Origin of the sequence: Haloplanus salinarum (genome assembly GCF_024498175.1) — an archaeon.
Classification (GTDB): Archaea; Halobacteriota; Halobacteria; order Halobacteriales; family Haloferacaceae; genus Haloplanus; species Haloplanus salinarum.
In genome coordinates, this window is record NZ_CP101823.1 from 2,331,526 (window position 1) to 2,348,109 (window position 16,584).

General features: G+C 70.3%; 11 protein-coding genes. 5 read left to right on the forward strand and 6 right to left on the reverse strand.

What is annotated here, in order from left to right; all coding sequences use genetic code 11:
• Positions 1–3: 3 nt before the first annotated feature.
• From NO364_RS12130 to NO364_RS12145, 4 genes are all read right to left on the reverse strand, one after another.
• Positions 4–2,205, reverse strand: coding sequence for an LUD domain-containing protein (locus tag NO364_RS12130; RefSeq protein ID WP_257627647.1), 2,202 nt, complete (start codon positions 2,203–2,205; stop codon positions 4–6).
• A complete protein-coding gene (locus NO364_RS12135; RefSeq protein ID WP_157690584.1) occupies positions 2,198–2,707 on the reverse strand; it encodes an LUD domain-containing protein in 510 nt (169 codons plus the stop codon). Before NO364_RS12135 ends, NO364_RS12130 begins: the two co-directional genes overlap by 8 nt.
• Before the next feature lie 51 nt (positions 2,708–2,758).
• The gene (locus tag NO364_RS12140) at positions 2,759–4,504 is read right to left on the reverse strand and encodes an Nramp family divalent metal transporter (RefSeq protein ID WP_199243668.1); all 1,746 of its coding nucleotides are present in this window, start codon (positions 4,502–4,504) and stop codon (positions 2,759–2,761) included.
• Between the two features lie 91 nt (positions 4,505–4,595).
• Entirely contained in the window at positions 4,596–5,165 is a 570-nt protein-coding gene (locus NO364_RS12145) for an ArsR family transcriptional regulator (RefSeq protein ID WP_157690583.1), read from the reverse strand.
• 320 nt (positions 5,166–5,485) lie between these two features.
• Here NO364_RS12145 and NO364_RS12150 point away from each other — a divergent pair, with 320 nt between their 5' ends.
• Both NO364_RS12150 and NO364_RS12155 read left to right on the forward strand, forming a co-directional pair.
• Positions 5,486–7,195, forward strand: a complete 1,710-nt coding sequence (locus tag NO364_RS12150) for an L-lactate permease (RefSeq protein WP_157690582.1) — start codon at positions 5,486–5,488, stop codon at positions 7,193–7,195.
• Positions 7,196–7,234: 39 nt separating this feature from the next.
• Positions 7,235–10,294: an FAD-binding and (Fe-S)-binding domain-containing protein gene (locus NO364_RS12155; protein WP_257627648.1), complete on the forward strand. Its 3,060-nt coding sequence runs from the start codon at positions 7,235–7,237 to the stop codon at positions 10,292–10,294.
• Here NO364_RS12155 and NO364_RS12160 read toward each other — a convergent pair.
• Positions 10,287–11,057 carry a helix-turn-helix transcriptional regulator gene (locus NO364_RS12160; RefSeq protein ID WP_257627649.1) on the reverse strand — a complete coding sequence of 257 codons (771 nt, stop codon included), beginning with the start codon at positions 11,055–11,057 and terminating at the stop codon, positions 10,287–10,289. The genes NO364_RS12155 and NO364_RS12160 overlap by 8 nt on opposite strands.
• Before the next feature lie 265 nt (positions 11,058–11,322).
• The gene (locus NO364_RS12165) at positions 11,323–11,748 is read right to left on the reverse strand and encodes a GIY-YIG nuclease family protein (protein ID WP_257627650.1); all 426 of its coding nucleotides are present in this window, start codon (positions 11,746–11,748) and stop codon (positions 11,323–11,325) included.
• 71 nt (positions 11,749–11,819) lie between these two features.
• On the opposite strand from NO364_RS12165, the gene NO364_RS12170 reads away from it, so the two are divergent.
• The 3 genes from NO364_RS12170 (at position 11,820) to NO364_RS12180 (ending at position 16,584) form a co-directional block, all read left to right on the forward strand.
• Positions 11,820–14,123 (forward strand): DEAD/DEAH box helicase, encoded by a 2,304-nt coding sequence (locus NO364_RS12170; RefSeq protein ID WP_257627651.1) that lies wholly within the window; start codon positions 11,820–11,822, stop codon positions 14,121–14,123.
• A gap of 85 nt (positions 14,124–14,208) precedes the next feature.
• The gene (locus NO364_RS12175; RefSeq protein ID WP_157690577.1) at positions 14,209–15,375 is read left to right on the forward strand and encodes an alpha-1 4-glucan-protein synthase; all 1,167 of its coding nucleotides are present in this window, start codon (positions 14,209–14,211) and stop codon (positions 15,373–15,375) included.
• 51 nt (positions 15,376–15,426) lie between these two features.
• Positions 15,427–16,584: an extracellular solute-binding protein gene (locus tag NO364_RS12180; protein WP_257627652.1), complete on the forward strand. Its 1,158-nt coding sequence runs from the start codon at positions 15,427–15,429 to the stop codon at positions 16,582–16,584.

Below are 16,584 nucleotides of genomic sequence, written 5' to 3' on the forward strand. Positions count from 1 at the left end.
GGTCTACCGTGGCGCGATCAGTTCGACCGGATGCCGCGAGGGCCGGGAGAGCAGGGCGTCGAGTTGCTCCAGACAGGAGGTGCCACTCGCGACGACCGTCCGGTCGCGCGTCTCGGGGGTCGAGAACTGCTCGGCCAGGTCCTCGCCCACGTCCATGCTCAGCTCGTAGTAGGTGTCCTTGTACCCGAAGGAGCCGGCCATGCCACAGCACTCCACGTCCGAGGTGGCGACGTCGTAGCCCAAGTCCTCGAGGACGGTCGTCGTGTGGGCTTCGAGGCCGAGCGTGCGCTGCTGACAGTGGGCGTGGTACGCGACGTCGTGGCCGTCGCCCGGGCGGAGCGCCCCGGCGTCGGCCCCGTTCTCCAGCAGGCCATAGACGTACTCCATGATCTCGTAGCTGTGCTCCTGGAGCCGTTCGGCGGACGCCTCGGGGAGGAACCGCTCGTACTCCCGCTCGAATATCGCGAGGTCCGAGGGTTCGATGACGACCACGTCGCGCCCGGCGTCGAGGTGTTCGGCGAGGGCGCCGTAGACGTCGTGGGCGTGGTTCTCGGCGGTGGCGATCATCCCCTGGGAGAGGGGCGCGCGGCCGCTGGAGCGCATCGAGGGCACCCGGACGGAGACGCCGAGGGCCTCCAGGGCCCGGACCGCGGCCTTGCCGCGTTCGACCTGGACGTGGTTGGTGTAGACGTCGGGGTAGAGCACGACCTCCCGGGAGGGATCGGGCACCGTCGAGGAGCGTCGCTCGAACCAGTCGACGAGGGTCTCCCGCTGGAACTCGGGGAGGTCACGGCGGGCGTCGACGCCCGCGACACGTTCGAGCGCCCACCGGGCGGGTGCGGTGTCGGCGAGCCAGTTCGAGACGGGGGCGGTCGCGCTCCCGAGTTTCGCGAGCGTCTCGAAGTTGCCGAAGAGGCGCTTATCGAGTTCCAGCCCGCCGGGCTCCTCGTCGGGGGTGAGCCCCTCGACGAGGAAGTCGGCACCCTCGGGCTCCTCGCCGCGGTTGATTCGGTCGCGGACGACCGTGTTGATCCACGGGATATCGATTTTGGTGGGACAGCCGTTGACACACCGCGAACAACCGGTACAGAAGTCGTTGAACTCGGCGGCGGTGTCCAGTCCCTCGATGCCCGCCTCCCAGCCGGTACCGATGCCGCCGGAGTACGTCTCGCCGCCGAAGGCGTGGCCGCCGACGTGCTGGAAGTTGGCACAGGAGTTCGAACACTGGCCACAGCGGATGCAGTACAGCGTCTCGCGGAGCTGCTCGTCCTCGCGCATCGCCATCCGGCCGTTATCGATGAGGACGAGGTGGAAGTCGCGGTTCGAATCCCGCTCGGAGAGGGGCGTCTCGTCGTCGTCGAAATCGAGGGTCGGCGAGTCGACCGGTGGGGTGAAAAGCGAGACGTAGGCGGTGAGGTCCTGGCCCGTACCCGAGCGGGCGAGGAGTTCGAGAAACGGCGAGAGGTCGTCCGTGGAGGGGACGATTTTCTCGATGCCGGTGACGGCGACGTGTGTGTCGGGCGCGACGGCACACTTCCGGGCGTTGCCCTCGCTGGTGACGATGGCCATCGTCCCGGAGTCGGCGGCGACGAAGTTGGCGCCGGTCATGCCCACGTCGGCGTCGCGGATGAGTTCACCCAGGCGCTCCCGGGCGAAGCTGGTGAGTTCGTCGGCCGTCTCCGGCGGGTCCTCGGGGTCGAACACCTCCCGGAACAGGTCGGCGATGCTCTCCTGGGAGCGGTGGATGGCGGGGGCGATGAGGTGGGAAGGCGTCTCGTCGGCGACCTGGACGACCCACTCGCCGAGGTCCGTCTCCACCACCTCGACGCCGTCGGCCCCCAGGGCGTCGTTGACGTCGAGTTCCTCGGTGGTCATCGACTTGCTCTTGACGACGCGCTCGGCGTCCGCGTCGGCGGCCACGTCGCGGATGTAGCGGTTGGCGTCCGCGGCGTCGTCGGCGACGTAGAGGTGACCCCCGTTGTCCTCGACGGACTCCCGCAACTCCTCGATCAGTTCGGGGAGGCGCTCGATGGCGTCCTCCTTGATCTCGCGGGCGCGGGTCCGGAGTTCCTCGTAGTTCTCCAACCCGGCGACCGCCTCCTGGCGCTTCCGGTTGAACCCCTTGGTGTTCTCCTCGATGGCGGGGCCCTCGGTCGCCATCAGCCGCCTGATCTCGGCGGCCTTGTCGCCGCTACCCTTACTCATCGAGCATCACCACGTGGACGGCCTCGGGGCCGTGCGCGCCGAGGACGAGTTTGCCCATGTCGGCGGTGGCGCTCGGACCGGTGGCGACGACGGCGCTCGCGGCGTCCTCGCGGGCCATGTCGCCGAAGCGGTCGAGCGCCTCGGGCAGGTCGGGGAGGACCTCGTCCGCACGGACCACGGGGACGTGGAGTTCGGGATAGAGGGAGACGGGTTCGGCGCCGTCGGCGGTCGAGGGGAGGAAGACGCTCCCGTAGTTGGCCACGCCGAACGAGGCGGGGGTGACGCCGGTCGCCGCCCGCTCTACGGCCGCCGGCGTCGGGTCGACGGTCACGGCGTCGGGGTACTCGACGTCGAAAGGGAGGGGGACGCCGACGGCGGGGTCGCGGACGATGTCGGCGAGCGTCGATGCGAACGCATCGGCCGTCGTCCGGGTGAGGTCGACCCCGAGTTCGTCGAGGGCGTCCTCGAACGTCGATAGCGGGTTGGTGGTCGTGGTAGCCATGTGCACGCGTTTGGCGTCCGGCCGTTTTGTAGCTTCGGTCCGGCGCCGACGTCACCGAAACGCCCGCCGACTGTCGAGGGCCGCGACGGTGCCCGCCGCGGCACGCTTCGCACGGATCGACCGGATCACCGCGGACGCCTGCACGAGCGCGTAGCCGAGCCAGAGGGCGTAGCCGCCGGGGGCGCTCCCGACGACGCCGACGGTCGTCCCGAAGGCGTCGACCCCGGCCGTAACCGCCGTCTCGCCGAGCAGGAGGACCGAGAAGTAGCCGTAAAAGCCCGAGGCCCACCAGAGCACGGCCACCCGTCCCCAACCGGGTTGGAGGTGTTCGGGCAGTCGCCCGGTGTTGACGAGAAGCGTCAGGAGCGTGTAGGGCCACATCATCAGCCCGGAGAGGGCGGCGCCGACGACGAGCAGGAAGAAGGGGCCGCGGTCGCCGAGCGGCGCCGAGAAGAGGAGGATGACGACCACCCCCCACACGGTGAAGGCGGTGAGCAGCCACCAGAACAGACGGGAGAGGTCCCACCCCGCCTCGCGGGCGAAGGCCTCGTAGACGGCGTCCGCGGAGTTGCGGACGAACGACTCGACGATGGCGTACTCGGTGGTAAAGAGCGCGAGAAAGAGCAGGACGAAGACGAGTGCGGCCCCGACCCCGCCGAGGGCGGGGGCGATCCGCCCGAGCCACATATCGAGGGCGTTCGCCCCGGCGCCGGGGGCGTGGCGGTGGGCGACGGCCATCAGGACCGTCGCCACGAGCAGGAGGCCGAGGACGAACGTGAGCAGGTGTTCGACCTGGATCACCCGCCACCAGCCGCGCCAGCGACGGAGGTTCAGGTCGGTGGGGCGGAAGGTGAAGCCGTTCCGGTGGATCGCTTCCGGGTCGTCGCCGCTGAACGGGTTGTGGACCCGGCCCTGGTAGTTGCCCATGGCGTACCCCTTCTCGCGGGCCCAGAGGCTCTGTGAGAGGTTGAGGTAGCCGCCGGCGCCGGCGAAGGCGAGGCCGCCGAGGAAGACGGCCACGTCCATGTTCGGGGGGAGGGTGCCCACGCTCCCGAGCGACGCGGGCAGGGCCACGAGTTCGCCGACTGCGCCGCCGACGGCGGCGAGGGCGAGCGCCGTCGCGATGGCGAGCGCGAGGAGTCCGATCTGGAACGCCTCGACGGCGTTGTACATCACCGACGACGCCTGGTAGGAGCCCCAGACGAGGAGCATGAGCGCGACGGCCAGGGGCTTCCAGGCGGGGAGGCCGAGGAGTGTGGACCCGGCGAGGCCGGTCGCGGTGGCAGCGACCTGTGCGGCCCCTGCGGCCCAGCCGGGCCACCCGAGGCTGAGGAGACCGGCGACCAGGAAGACCCACGGCCACGCGCGGTGGACGCGTACGTACGACCGAAAGACGCTCTCGCCGGTGGCGAGCGTCCACCGCTGGAGCTCCGTGTTGACGAAAAACTGCGTGAGGACGCCAACCCAGAACGCCCAGTAGAGCCCCCAGCCGTGGCGAGCGATCAGCCCCGGCCAGAACAGCGTCTCGCCGCTCCCGAGCGACGCGCCGAGCATGATGGCGCTCGGCCCGACGACGTGGCGGACGCGGGGCACGCGGGGCAGTTCGGCCAAGCGGAAGGCACCGCCGGTCCCGCGGTCGGGGTAGTCGACCGTCTCGGGCGCTCGATCCAGGTCGTCGTAGGGGAGCGGGCAGTACCACGTTCCCCGGTACTGGCGGCCCTCGACCGCGGAGGCGTACACCGGAGCCTCGGCGTCGTCGTCGCTCGGCTCCGTCGCCCCCGCGTCGTCGTCAACCACGGCGACCCCCGCCGCGTGACGTCCGGCGGTCGCTGGGCGTCGGTGTTCCCATCGGTGGCGACTCGGGAATCCCCCGAGAAAAACGAACCGATCAGTCGCCGCCGAGGAAATGCCAGAGGTGGCCCCGCTCCGCGGGCGGATCGACCCCCGGCAACCCCTTCAGCGCCGGCTGGATGGCGTTCCACCACGACTCCGGGGATTCGTAGCCTGCGGGGTGGTCGTGATAGACGTCCCGGAGGAAGTCGGCCTTCTTCGCCTCGGGGTGGGCCGCCAGGTAGTCGTAGGCGGCCGACAGCGCCTCGCGGCGGGCCTCCAGGGTCGGCCCGCTCCCCGGCAGGTTCGCCTCGCGAATGGCGTTGGCGACGGCGAGCGGTCGGTCGTCGGTGTCGGCGGACGGGTGGGACGACTCCCGCGCCATCGGCACCCACCACACGCGACTCCGCGCGCCGACCTTCCGGGTCTTCAGCCGCCCCCGGTCGACGAGCGCCTCGAGTTTGTTGTGGGCCGTCCGTCGCGAGCAGTCGACCGCCTCCATCACGTCGCTGGCGGTGAGCGGCCGCGCCAAGTCGTCGCGCTCGTCGAACACCTCCAGGACCGCCTCCGGCGGGATGCGGTCGGCGTACTGGCCGTCGTCGTTCCGCGGGCGTTCCTCCCCGGCCATGGTCGAACCCTGTGCACACGAAAACAAAAGCCTTCGCACTCGTGTGAACGACAGCACACACGAATGAACAGGTGGTACACACGTGTGTCGTGGCTCGGGTGCGGGACGGCGGATCGCCGCCGACAGCCCCCGAAACCGCCTTCTTTCCGGTGCAGTCGAACGGACTGGCGCGTGTGAACCGCTCCCGAGCCACGCCGCATCCATCACGAAAAGCGAGGAACGATGGATATATATCGGGGGGAACGATGGCAGGGAACGATGCCAGAACGATCTGCGAACGGTTGTGGAACGGATCGGCGAGTCGACGGCGGAGGTGTGCGATGGCGCTGACCGACATCGCCGTCGCCATCACGCCGCTGGCGATCATCGCCTACCTGATGGTCGGGCGGTTCTGGCCCGCGACGCGGGCGATGCCGGTCGCGTGGCTCGTTGCCATCGTCGCCGGCTACGCCGGGTGGAACATGTCGCCGACCTGGATCGGCGCCGCCACCGTCAACGGCTTCATCACCGCCGCGAGCATCCTCTGGATCGTCTTCGGGGCGATCCTGTTGCTCTATACGCTCAAACGGACCGGCGCGTTCGACGCCATCAACCAGGGGTTCGCCTCGATCAGCGACGACCGCCGCGTCCAGGTGGTCCTGCTCGTGTTCCTGATGGGATCGTTCATCGAGGGCGCGGCCGGCTTCGGGACGCCCGCGGCCATCGTGGGCCCCCTGCTCGTCGGCCTCGGCTTCCCGCCGCTCGCGGCCGTCGTGGTCGCCCTCACCGGGAACCTGATGGCCATCACCTTCGGCGCCGTCGGGACGCCGCTCATCATCGGGATGATCGACATCTTCGGCGACGTGGAGGTCATCTCCTCGGCCGTCGCCGCACAGGGGATGACCGTCGAGGGTTGGGTGGCCGACATCGCGGTGTGGGCGGCCTCGTTCCACGTGGTCGTCGGCGCCGTCCTGCCCTTCATCGGTGTGGCGATGATGACCCGGTTCTTCGGCGAGGAGCGTTCGATCAAGCCCGCGCTGGAGGTGTTGCCGCTCACCCTCTTCGCGTGGGCCTCCTTCGCCGTGCCCTACTGGGCGACGGCGTACTTCCTGGGACCGGAGTTCCCCGGCCTGATGGGTGCGATGGTCGGCCTGTTCGTCACGGTCGGCGCGCTCAAGGCCGGCTTCTTCCACCCCGACGACGAGTGGGACTTCGGCGACCAGTCCTCGTGGCCCGACCACTGGGTCGGCGAGATCCAGCCCGGCGAGTCCGCCGACCGCGAGGCGGGCGTCGCCGCCGACGGCGGCGTCGTCCGGACGATGTCCCTCTGGAAGGCGTGGACGCCCTACGCCCTCGTCGCGGCGCTGCTCGTCGTCACGCGCGTCGTCGACCCGGTGACGGCGTTCCTCCAGTCGACGCTCGTCCTGCAGTGGGGGTCGATCTTCGGCACCTCGCTGTCGGGGTCGCTCGCGGTGCTGTACCTGCCGGGGGCGGTGTTCGTCGCCGTCCACCTGCTGACGATCCCCATCCACGGGATGTCGAAGGCGGAGGTCGTCGGCGCCTGGAGCGAGACGATCGAGAAGGTGACCCCCGCGGTCGTCGCCCTGCTGTTCGCGGTGGCGACGGTCCAGATCATGCTCCAGTCCGGCACCGCCACCGGCACCGACGGGATGTTGATCGTCCTCTCGGACGCGATGGCGAACCTCGCCGGCGGGGTCTACCCCTTCTTCGCGTCGCTCGTCGGTGCCCTCGGGGCCTTCCTCGCGGGGTCGAACACCGTCTCCGACATCCTCTTTGGCACCTTCCAGTACGGCGTCGCCGACCAGATCGGCTTCCCGCGTACCATCATCCTCGGTGCGCAGGCCGTCGGCGGGGCCATCGGCAACCTCATCGCCGTCCACAACGTCGTCGCGGCGCTCGCGGTCGTCGGCCTCGTCGGCGAGGAGGGCCGCGTCATCCGCTACGAGCTCATCCCGCTCGCGTACTACGCGACGGCCACGGGGGTCCTGACGCTGCTGTTCGGGTACGTGCTGTTCCCCGGGACGTTCTAGTACCCGGAATTTAAGCGGCCGTACGCCAAGTGGCCGCCGATGGCAACGACAGGCGACTCCGCCGACGATCCCGCGGCGTCGGGGGAGTACGACTACCGGAGCGACGACGTCGATCGCCCGGGGATGGTCGACGACCTCGAGGAACTGATCGAGGGCGACGTGCGGTTCGACGACTACTCCCGACAGCTCTACGCCACGGACGCGAGCGCCTACGAGATGACCCCCGTGGGGGTCGTCTTCCCCACGTCGACCGCGGACGTGGCCGCTATCGTCGAGTACTGCGCCGAGCGCGAGGTGCCGATCCTGCCCCGCGGCGGCGGGACGAGCCTCGCCGGCCAGACGGTCAACGAGGCGGTCGTCCTCGATTTCTCGCGGCACATGACCGACGTGGTCGAGGCCGAGCCCGACGAGCGGCGGGTGCGCGCACAGCCGGGCGTCACGCTCGGCGAACTCAACGCGGAACTGGCGCCCCACAGCCTCAAGTTCGCCCCCGACCCCGCGTGGGGCGACAAGAGCGTCCTCGGAGGCGCCATCGGCAACAACTCCACCGGCGCCCACTCGCTGAAGTACGGCAAGACCGACGCCTACGTCGAGGAACTGGAGGTGGTGCTGTCCGACGGGACCGTGACCACCTTCGGCGAGGTGTCGCTGGCGGAACTCCGGGCCGGGGCCGATCCCGAGGGAACCGTCGAGGAACGAATCTACGCCGCGGTCGAACGGATCGTCGACGAGGAGGCCGACGAGGTGCGCGAGCGGTACCCCGACATGAAGCGCAACGTCTCGGGGTACAACCTGGACATGCTGGTCGACGAGGCCGAATCGGGGGCGATCAACCTCGGCCGCCTGCTCGCCGGCAGCGAGGGGACGCTCGCGATCATCACCGAGGCGACCGTCTCGCTCGAACCCGTCCCGGAAACGAAGTCCGTCGCCCTGCTGACCTACGACGACCTGCTCGACGCGATGGCGGACGTGGCGCCCATCCTCGAACACGACCCGGCGGCCGTCGAGGTGATGGACGACGTGTTGCTCGACCTGGCGCGGGACACCGCGGAGTTCGCGGACGTGGTCGGGATGCTCCCCGAGGGGACGAGCTCCGTGCTGCTCGTCGAGTTCTACGCCGCGGGCGACGACGACGGTCGCCGGAAGGTCGCGGACCTCGTCGCCGACCGCGTCCCCGACGCCGACCCCGAGGCGACCCCGGGCGAGGGGGCGGCCGACCGCACGGACGCTCCACGGGTCGCGCGGGCGGCGATGGAGGCCCACGACGAGGAGACGCGGGCGAAGTTCTGGAAGATGCGCAAGTCCGGGCTGCCGATCCTGCTGGGGCGGACCACCGACGAGAAACACATCGCGTTCATCGAGGACACGGCCATCCCGGCCGAGAACCTGCCGGACTACGTCGCCGACTTCCAGGCGATACTCGACGAACACGACACCCTCACCACCTACTACGCCCACGCGGGGCCGGGCGTCCTCCACATCCGGCCGCTGGTCAACACCAAGACCGTCGAGGGCGTCCACGAGATGGAGGCCATCGCCGACGCCGCGACCGACCTCGTCGTGAAATACGACGGCTCCGTCTCGGGCGAACACGGCGACGGCCGCGCCCGCACCCAGTGGAACCGGAAGCTGTACGGCGACCGGCTCTGGGGGGTCTTCCGCGACCTGAAGGGTGCCTTCGACCCCGACTGGCTGCTGAACCCAGGAACGGTCTGTGGCTACGCCGACGATGAGCCGATCCCCGACGGGCTGTCCGACCGAGCGGCCGCCGCCGACATGACCGAGAACCTCCGCTTCGACCCCGACTACGAGTTCGACGCCGGCTTCTCGTCGGCCCTCGAGTGGGACAACGAGAACGGCATGCAGGGCATGGTCGAACTCTGTCACGGCTGTGGCGGCTGTCGGGGCCCCCAGGAGACCACCGGCGGCGTGATGTGTCCGACCTACCGCGCCAGCCAGGAGGAGATCACCGCCACGCGCGGACGGGCGAACCTGCTCCGGCAGGCGATGAGCGGCGACCTGGACGCCGACGCGACCGACGTGGAGTTCATGCACGAGGTGCTCGACCTCTGTATCGGCTGCAAGGGCTGCTCGAAGGACTGCCCGAGCGAGGTGGACCTCGCGAAGCTGAAAGCGGAGGTGACCCACGAACACCACCGGCGACACGGTGCCAGCCTGCGCGATAAGCTGTTCGCGAACGTCGACCGCCTGAACGAACTCGGGTCGGCGCTGGCGCCGCTCTCGAACTGGGCGGCGAAGGTGCCCGGCGCCCGCACGGTGATGGAGAAGACCCTCGGCATCGCGAAGGACCGCACCCTGCCGACCTTCCACCGCGAGTCGCTCGTCGACTGGTTCGACGACCGTGGCGGCTGCCGGGTTTCGGCGGCCGAGGCCGACCGGCGCGCCCTGCTCTTCCCCGACGCGTACACCACGTACAACCACCCCGAGTCGGGGAAGGCCGCCGTCCGGACTCTGGAGGCGGCGAACGTCCACGTCCGTATCCCACGGGACGTGAGCGGGAGCGGCCGTCCGCCGTTCTCGAAGGGCTTCCTCGACCGGGCCCGCGAGCAGGCGGCGACGAACGTCGACGCCCTCGCGCCCCGCGTCCGCGACGGCTGGGACGTGGTGTTGGTCGAACCCTCCGACGCCGTGATGTTCCAGTCCGACTACCGCGACCTACTAGCCGGCGAGGACGTCGATACCCTCGCGGACAACGCCTACGGGATCATGGAGTATCTCGACACGTTCCGCCTCGACGAGGCGCTGGAGGCGGACGCGGACGGCTCGCTGACCTACCACGGCCACTGTCACCAGAAGTCGACACGGAAGGACCACCACGCGGTCGGCGTGTTGCGGCGGGCGGGCTACGCGGTCGACCCGCTGGACTCCGGGTGCTGTGGCATGGCCGGGTCCTTCGGCTACGAAGCCGAACACTTCTCGATGAGCAAGGCCATCGGGTCCATCCTCTTCGACCAGGTGGACGACAGTCCCGGCGAGGAACTCGTCGCCCCGGGGGCCTCCTGCCGGACGCAACTCGGCGACCACTACGACGCGGAGCCGCCGACGCCGGTGGAGAAACTCGACGCCGCGCTCAGGTAGGATCGAAGGGCGTCGCCGACGTCCACAGGCGCTCGTGGAGCGCCCGTGCCCACCGCGTCGCCGCCGGCGTGTCGTTGCCGAGGAACCCGCGTGGGGCCCCGTCGTCGTAGACGACCAGCCCCATCTCGGGGCCCGACGGCGTCTCCGCGAGGACGAGCGTCACGGGGTCGTCCCGGTCGACGTGACGGATCGCGACGCGGCCGCTCGCGACCGCCTCGCGCATGTCACCGGGACGGGTCGCCGCCTGCCGCTCGATCACCCGCTCGGTCGTGACGAAGGAGACGGTCATCCCCGCCTCCATGACCCGGTCGTGATAGAGTCGCGCGTGGCGGGAGAGATACCGCCCGGTGTACACCGACACGTGCGTCGCCGCCTCGACGATGTCCGCGACCGCCGCGACGGGACGACTCGGCGCGTGTGGCGCCGTCTCGATCAGCGTCGCCCCGTCGACGACCGCCGGGTCGAGATCGAAGACCACCTCGACGCCGGCGAACAGGGGGGCGGCCTCGCCGAGAGTCTCGATCCGCCGGGTGTACCGATCGTGGACCTCGGCGGCCAACCGTCCGGACGCCGTGGTGCGGTAGCCCGACGGAGTCGACGTCACGAACCCCACCGTCGACAGCTCGCGGACGGCCCGATCGACCGTCGACCGGGAGACCCCGAGCCGGTCGACGAGCGTCGCCTTCGAAACCGCCCCCTCGTCGAGCGCGCGGAGCGTCTCGGACCGGCGAACGACGACCGCGGCCGGGGACGGATCGGTCATCGCGTCACGCCCGGCTGCGGCCCGAACCGTCGGGTCCGTCCCCAACCGGCACAGCATTTATATATCACGTTTCAGCGGTTGACGTGTTCGCCGCACGACAACATCAAGTCGTCGATCGGTGTACATCGGTACGCCGGGGTGCCTCTGACACGCGGGGTCGTGGCGGGTTGCCCGGCCCGCCGTTCGATCCGGCGCCGGACCGCGACGGATGCGCCCGGATCCGTCGACGGTCGGGTGCTCCCGGTCGCCCGACAGCGGTCGGGATTCACCCTCTCGTCGCGTCGCGATGTGCCGACCTGACGGATTCGGTCAACGCCGACAGCGACGGGGCCGCCGCGAGGTGGGACCGGCAGTCGCAGTCCGAGGCGCCGAAGCCGTCGATCGGCCCGTCGGGCAAGCGCCCGGCGACGGCACACTCGACGTCCGCGCCCGCCGACGTGACGACGGTGATCAGATCCGTCGCCGGGTGGCCGGTGAGGTAATCCACGTGCCAGTGGCGGGTGTCGCTCTCGCCGGCCGCCAGCCGGCGGTGGCGGTCCACGCGGGCGAACCCCCCGCTCCCGAGAGCGCTGCCGGTGTAGGCGTAGGCGCCGGCGGGGAGGCGGTGGATTCCCAGCGCACCGACCTCCAGCTCCGCGTCACGGGACAGTTCGAGAAGCAGGGTGTAGGTGCCGCCGTCCGCGTCGGTCATGGTCACATCCGGGCGGTCGAGGGGCAAAGGTCGACCGGAACCGGTTTGTTCGCGTCGGCCCGAGCGGGGGCGTGGACGACGTCGTCGACCGACTGCGGGAGCGGGACGGCACGGTCGCGGACTACCGAGTGGTGTCGGGACGCGACCCGACCTACGCCGACTGCGATCTGGAGTCGCGGCTCGCGGGGGCGCTCGACGAGCGCGGGGTCGACCGCCTGTACCGCCACCAGGTCGACGCCGTCGAGGCCGTCCGCGACGGCCGCGACGTCGTGTTGGCGACGCCGACCGCGAGCGGGAAGAGCCTCGCGTACACGGTGCCGGCGTTCGAGCGGGCGATGGCCGAGGGGGAGCGAACGCTGTATCTCGGCCCACAGAACGCCCTGATCGCGGACCAGGCCGCGAGTCTGGAGGGCCTCGCGAGGGACCTGGGGTTCGGGAGCCGGGTGTCGGTCGCCACCTACACCGGTCGGCTCTCGCGGACCGAGAAGCGCGACGTCCGGGACCGCCGACCGACGGTCCTGCTGTCGAACCCGGACATGCTCCACTACGGCCTGCTCCCGCACGGCCACCGGCTGTGGGAGTGGCTGTATTCGTCGCTCTCGCTCGTCGTGATCGACGAGATCCACGGCTACCGCGGCGTGTTCGGGAGCCACGTCTCGCTCGTGCTCCGACGGCTCGCCCGCCTCTGTGAGCGGTTCGGGAGCGACCCCCAGTTCGTCTGCTGTTCGGCCACCATCGGCAACCCCGTCGAACACGCCGCGCGCCTGACGGGCCGCGAGGCGTCGTCGTTCGCCCTCGTCGACGAGGACACGAGCGGCCGGGGGCCACGGCACTGGCTGCTCTGGAACCCCCCCGAGTACGAGGGCACGGGCGGCTCGGGGCGCCGCCGGTCGAGTCACGTCGAGACGAAGCGGCTGTTCGCCGACCTGGTGGCGGCGGGCCACCAGACGCTCGCCTTCACCCGCGCGCGACAGACCGCCGAACGCTACGCGACCGAGAGCGCCGACGCCCTGCACGACCGGGGCGAACACGGCCTCGCGGGACGGATCGAGGCCTACCAGGCCTCGTTGCGCGACGAGCGCCGCCGCGAGGTCGAGGACGGCCTCCACGACGGCCGAGTGGCGGGCGTCTGGTCGACCAGCGCGCTCGAACTCGGCGTCGACGTGGGCGGACTGGACGCCGTCCTCCTCGACGGCTACCCCGGGACGCGGATGTCGACGTTCCAGCGGGCGGGGCGCGCGGGGCGGGGGTCGGATCCCGCGCTCGTCGCCCTCGTCGCCGGCGAGGACCAGCTCGATCAGTACCTGATGGACCACCCCGACACGCTCTTCGACGGCGATCCGGAGCGGGCGACGGTCGATCCCGGGAACGACCACCTGCTGCCGGACCACGTCGCCGCCGCGGCGACGGAGAACTGGCTGTCCCGGGAGGACGAGTCACACTTCGGCGACGGCTTCCCCGACGTGGTGGCGGACCTGGAGGCCGCCGGGCGACTGGAGCGCCGGGAGACCGACGCGGGCGTCCGCTGGACCCACGCCGGCGGGGGAAGCCCACAGCAGGCGACGAGTCTCCGGAGCGTGGACGACCGCGAGGTGGACCTGCTGGCCGACGGCGACGTGATCGCCACCCTGGGACTCGACGACGCCCTCCGGGACGCCCATCCGGGCGCCATCTACCACCACCAGGGACAGTCCTACGAGGTGACGGACCTCGACCTGGACCGGGACGTCGCGACCCTCCAGGCGACGTGGGCGGACTACTACACTCGGGTGCTGACCGAGAAGTCGGTCGCGGTCGAGCGCGAGCGCGAGTCGACGGCGCTGTCGGCCCGCCCGGACACCGCGGTCCACCTCGCGGACGTGACCGTCACCGAACGGGTGACGGGGTTCGAGCGCCGGGATGCGGGCCGGGGCGAGACGCTCGGCCGCGAGACGCTCGACCTGCCGGAGACGACGCTGCGGACGACGGCGCTGTATTTCACCGTTCCGGGCGACGTGGAGGCGGAGATGCGGGCGCTCGGCGACTTCCCCGGCGGCATCCACGCCGCCGAACACGGCCTCATCTCGCTGTTTCCCCTCCATCTCCTCTGTGACCGGGCGGACGTGGGCGGCCTCTCGACGCCACACCACCCCCACACCGGCGCGAGCACCGTCTTCGTCTACGACGGCTACCCCGGCGGCGTCGGCCTCGCCCGCGGCGGCTACGAGCGGATCGAACCCCTGCTCTCGCGGACCGAACGGCTGATCGACGGCTGTGACTGCGCCGGCGGCTGCCCGGCCTGCGTCCAGTCGCCACACTGCGGGAACGCCAACGAGCCGCTGGCGCCGGCACCCGCGGTCCACCTGCTCGAATCGCTGACCGGGGCGACCGACTAGCCGGACGATCACGAGTGTCGCGTCTGCGACGGTTTAGGGAGACCTAATCGACAGGTATTTTAGGTGGCCCTAAAGAATGGCGGGCATGGAAACGGACGTCTGCGTCATCGTACCGACCATCAGGGAGTACGAATGCGTGCGGTCCTACGTCGCGAACGCCGAGCGTCACGGCTTCGACACCGACCGACTGGAGTTCGTGCTGGTGACCGAGGACTTCTGCCCGGCGGGGGAGATGGAGGCGATGCTCGACGACCTCGGGGTCGCGGGCGAGGTGTTCGACGGGAGCCGGCGCGAGGAGTGGTTCGAGGCCCAGGACGTCGGCGAGTACAGCCACCTGATCCCGGCGGCGAGCCACGCCCAGACGAGTTTCGGCCTGCTGTACCTGTGGGCCAACGACCATCCCTACGCCGTCTTCATCGACGACGACACACGGCCCCACGAGACCGTCGATTTCTTCGGCACCCACCTCGACAACCTGACCGAGGAGCGGACCGTCGAGTCGGTGCGGTCGGACACGAACTGGGTGAACGTGCTGTACCACGCAGCCGACGAACACGGCCTCTACCCCCGTGGCTACCCCTACTCGGCGATGGACGAGACGGTCGAGACTGGCGAGGCCGAACTCACGGACGTCGTCGCCTCGCAGGGCCTGTGGACGAACGTCCCCGACCTCGACGCGGTGCGCATCCTGATGGACGGCGACCTGCAGGGGCAGGCCGAGACGCGCCTCACCGCCGACGACTTCGGCCCGGACTTCGTCGCCGAACCCGGTCAGTATCTCACCGTCTGCTCGATGAACCTCGCCTTCCGCCGCGAGGTCGTTCCCGCGTTCTACCAGTTGCCCATGGACGACAACGAGTGGTCGGTGGGACGGTTCGACGACATCTGGAGCGGCGTGTTCCTCAAACGCGCTGCGGACCTGCTGGACAAACGGATCGTCAGCGGCGACCCGCTCTGTCGCCACGACAAGGCGCCCCGGTCGACGTTCGACGACCTGCACAACGAGGTGGCGGGGCTGGAACTGAACGAACACCTCTGGGAACTGGTCGACGACGTCGACCCGGCCGTCGAGAGTCGGGGCGCCGAGGCGTACGCCACCATCTTCGCCTCGATGGCCGACGCGCTGATCGAGGCGGAGGCCGACTACCGCAACGGCGAGTTCCTCGCACACGTCGGCGAACACATGCACGACTGGCTGGACTGCCTCGACGAACTCCAGTCCGTCGAGCGCGCGGTGCCGGCCGACGACTGACCGCTCGCCGAATCGGCAAGTATAAGTGTTTTAGGGCGGCCTAAACGAACTATGGAAGACGATACTTCGCGATCCCTCCGACGGCGTCGGTTCCTCGCGACTGGCGCGGCCGCGACGGTCGGTGCGCTGGCTGGGTGTAACGGACTGCCTGGCGGAGGTGGCGACGGCGGCGACGGCGGCGACGGAACGGTCAGCCTGAGTTCGTTCCGCGGATCCGGACCGCTCATCGAGAACCGGGCGTCGCTGAGCGGGACCCGGATCGCCGACCTCCCCGACCTCTCGGGGGAGCTCACCATCTACCTCGGTGGCGGCGAGGGAGGGCTGTACCGCGACCTGCTGGCGACGTTCTCGCAGATCTACCCCGACTTCACCGCCCGTCCCCGTGAGGGCGGGACCGCACAGCTCGCCAACACCATCATCGAAGAGGGCGAGAACACCCCCGCCGACGTGTTCTGGGCGGTCGACGCCGGCTCGCTCGGCGCGGTCGACGAAGCGGACATGGCGGCGGACCTCTCGAGCGACGTCGTCGAGTCGGTGCCCGAGGAGTTCCACCCCACGGACCGGTGGGTCGGGACCGCGGGCCGCGCCCGGAGCGTCCCGTACAACACGAACGCGCTCTCGGCCGACGACATCCCGGACACGGTGATGGACTTCCCCGAGACGGAGGCGCTGACGGAGGCGATGGGGTGGGCGCCGACCTACGGGGCGTTCCAGGCGTTCGTCACGGCGATGCGGCTCATCGAGGGCGAGTCCGCGACCCGCGAGTGGCTCCAGGCCATGCTCGACAGCGGCGTCACGGAGTACCCCGACGAGTTCCTGACCTCCAACGCCGTCGCTGACGGCGAGATCGGCGCCGGCTTCGCCAACCACTACTACGCGCTGCGGGTGCGTTCGGCACGCTCGGACGCGCCGCTCGATCTGGCCTTTACCAGCGGCGACGCGGGCGCGCTGATCAACATCGCCGGCGCGGCGGTCGTCCAGGGCACCGAGCAGTCGGACCTCGCCGAGAACTTCGTCCGACACCTCCTCACGGTCGAGGCCCAGGAGTTCTTCGCCACCCGGACGTTCGCCTACCCGATGATCCCCGGCGTGCCGCCGGTCGGCGGCCTCCCCACCATCGACGAGCTGAACCCGCCGTCGATCGACCTCCAGGAACTCGCGAACGTCGAACCGACCCTCCAGCTCATGCGGGACGTGGGCGTGCTCTAG

Bases quoted from the DNA above. Each gene is read 5' to 3' on its own strand.
- NO364_RS12130 (WP_257627647.1), bottom strand. From the start codon at position 2,205: ATGAGTAAGGGTAGCGGCGACAAGGCCGCCGAGATCAGGCGGCTGATG.
- NO364_RS12135 (WP_157690584.1), bottom strand. From the start codon at position 2,707: ATGGCTACCACGACCACCAACCCGCTATCGACGTTCGAGGACGCCCTC.
- NO364_RS12145 (WP_157690583.1), bottom strand. From the start codon at position 5,165: ATGGCCGGGGAGGAACGCCCGCGGAACGACGACGGCCAGTACGCCGAC.
- NO364_RS12150 (WP_157690582.1), top strand. From the start codon at position 5,486: ATGGCGCTGACCGACATCGCCGTCGCCATCACGCCGCTGGCGATCATC.
- NO364_RS12155 (WP_257627648.1), top strand. From the start codon at position 7,235: ATGGCAACGACAGGCGACTCCGCCGACGATCCCGCGGCGTCGGGGGAG.
- NO364_RS12160 (WP_257627649.1), bottom strand. From the start codon at position 11,057: ATGACCGATCCGTCCCCGGCCGCGGTCGTCGTTCGCCGGTCCGAGACG.
- NO364_RS12165 (WP_257627650.1), bottom strand. From the start codon at position 11,748: ATGACCGACGCGGACGGCGGCACCTACACCCTGCTTCTCGAACTGTCC.
- NO364_RS12175 (WP_157690577.1), top strand. From the start codon at position 14,209: ATGGAAACGGACGTCTGCGTCATCGTACCGACCATCAGGGAGTACGAA.
- NO364_RS12180 (WP_257627652.1), top strand. From the start codon at position 15,427: ATGGAAGACGATACTTCGCGATCCCTCCGACGGCGTCGGTTCCTCGCG.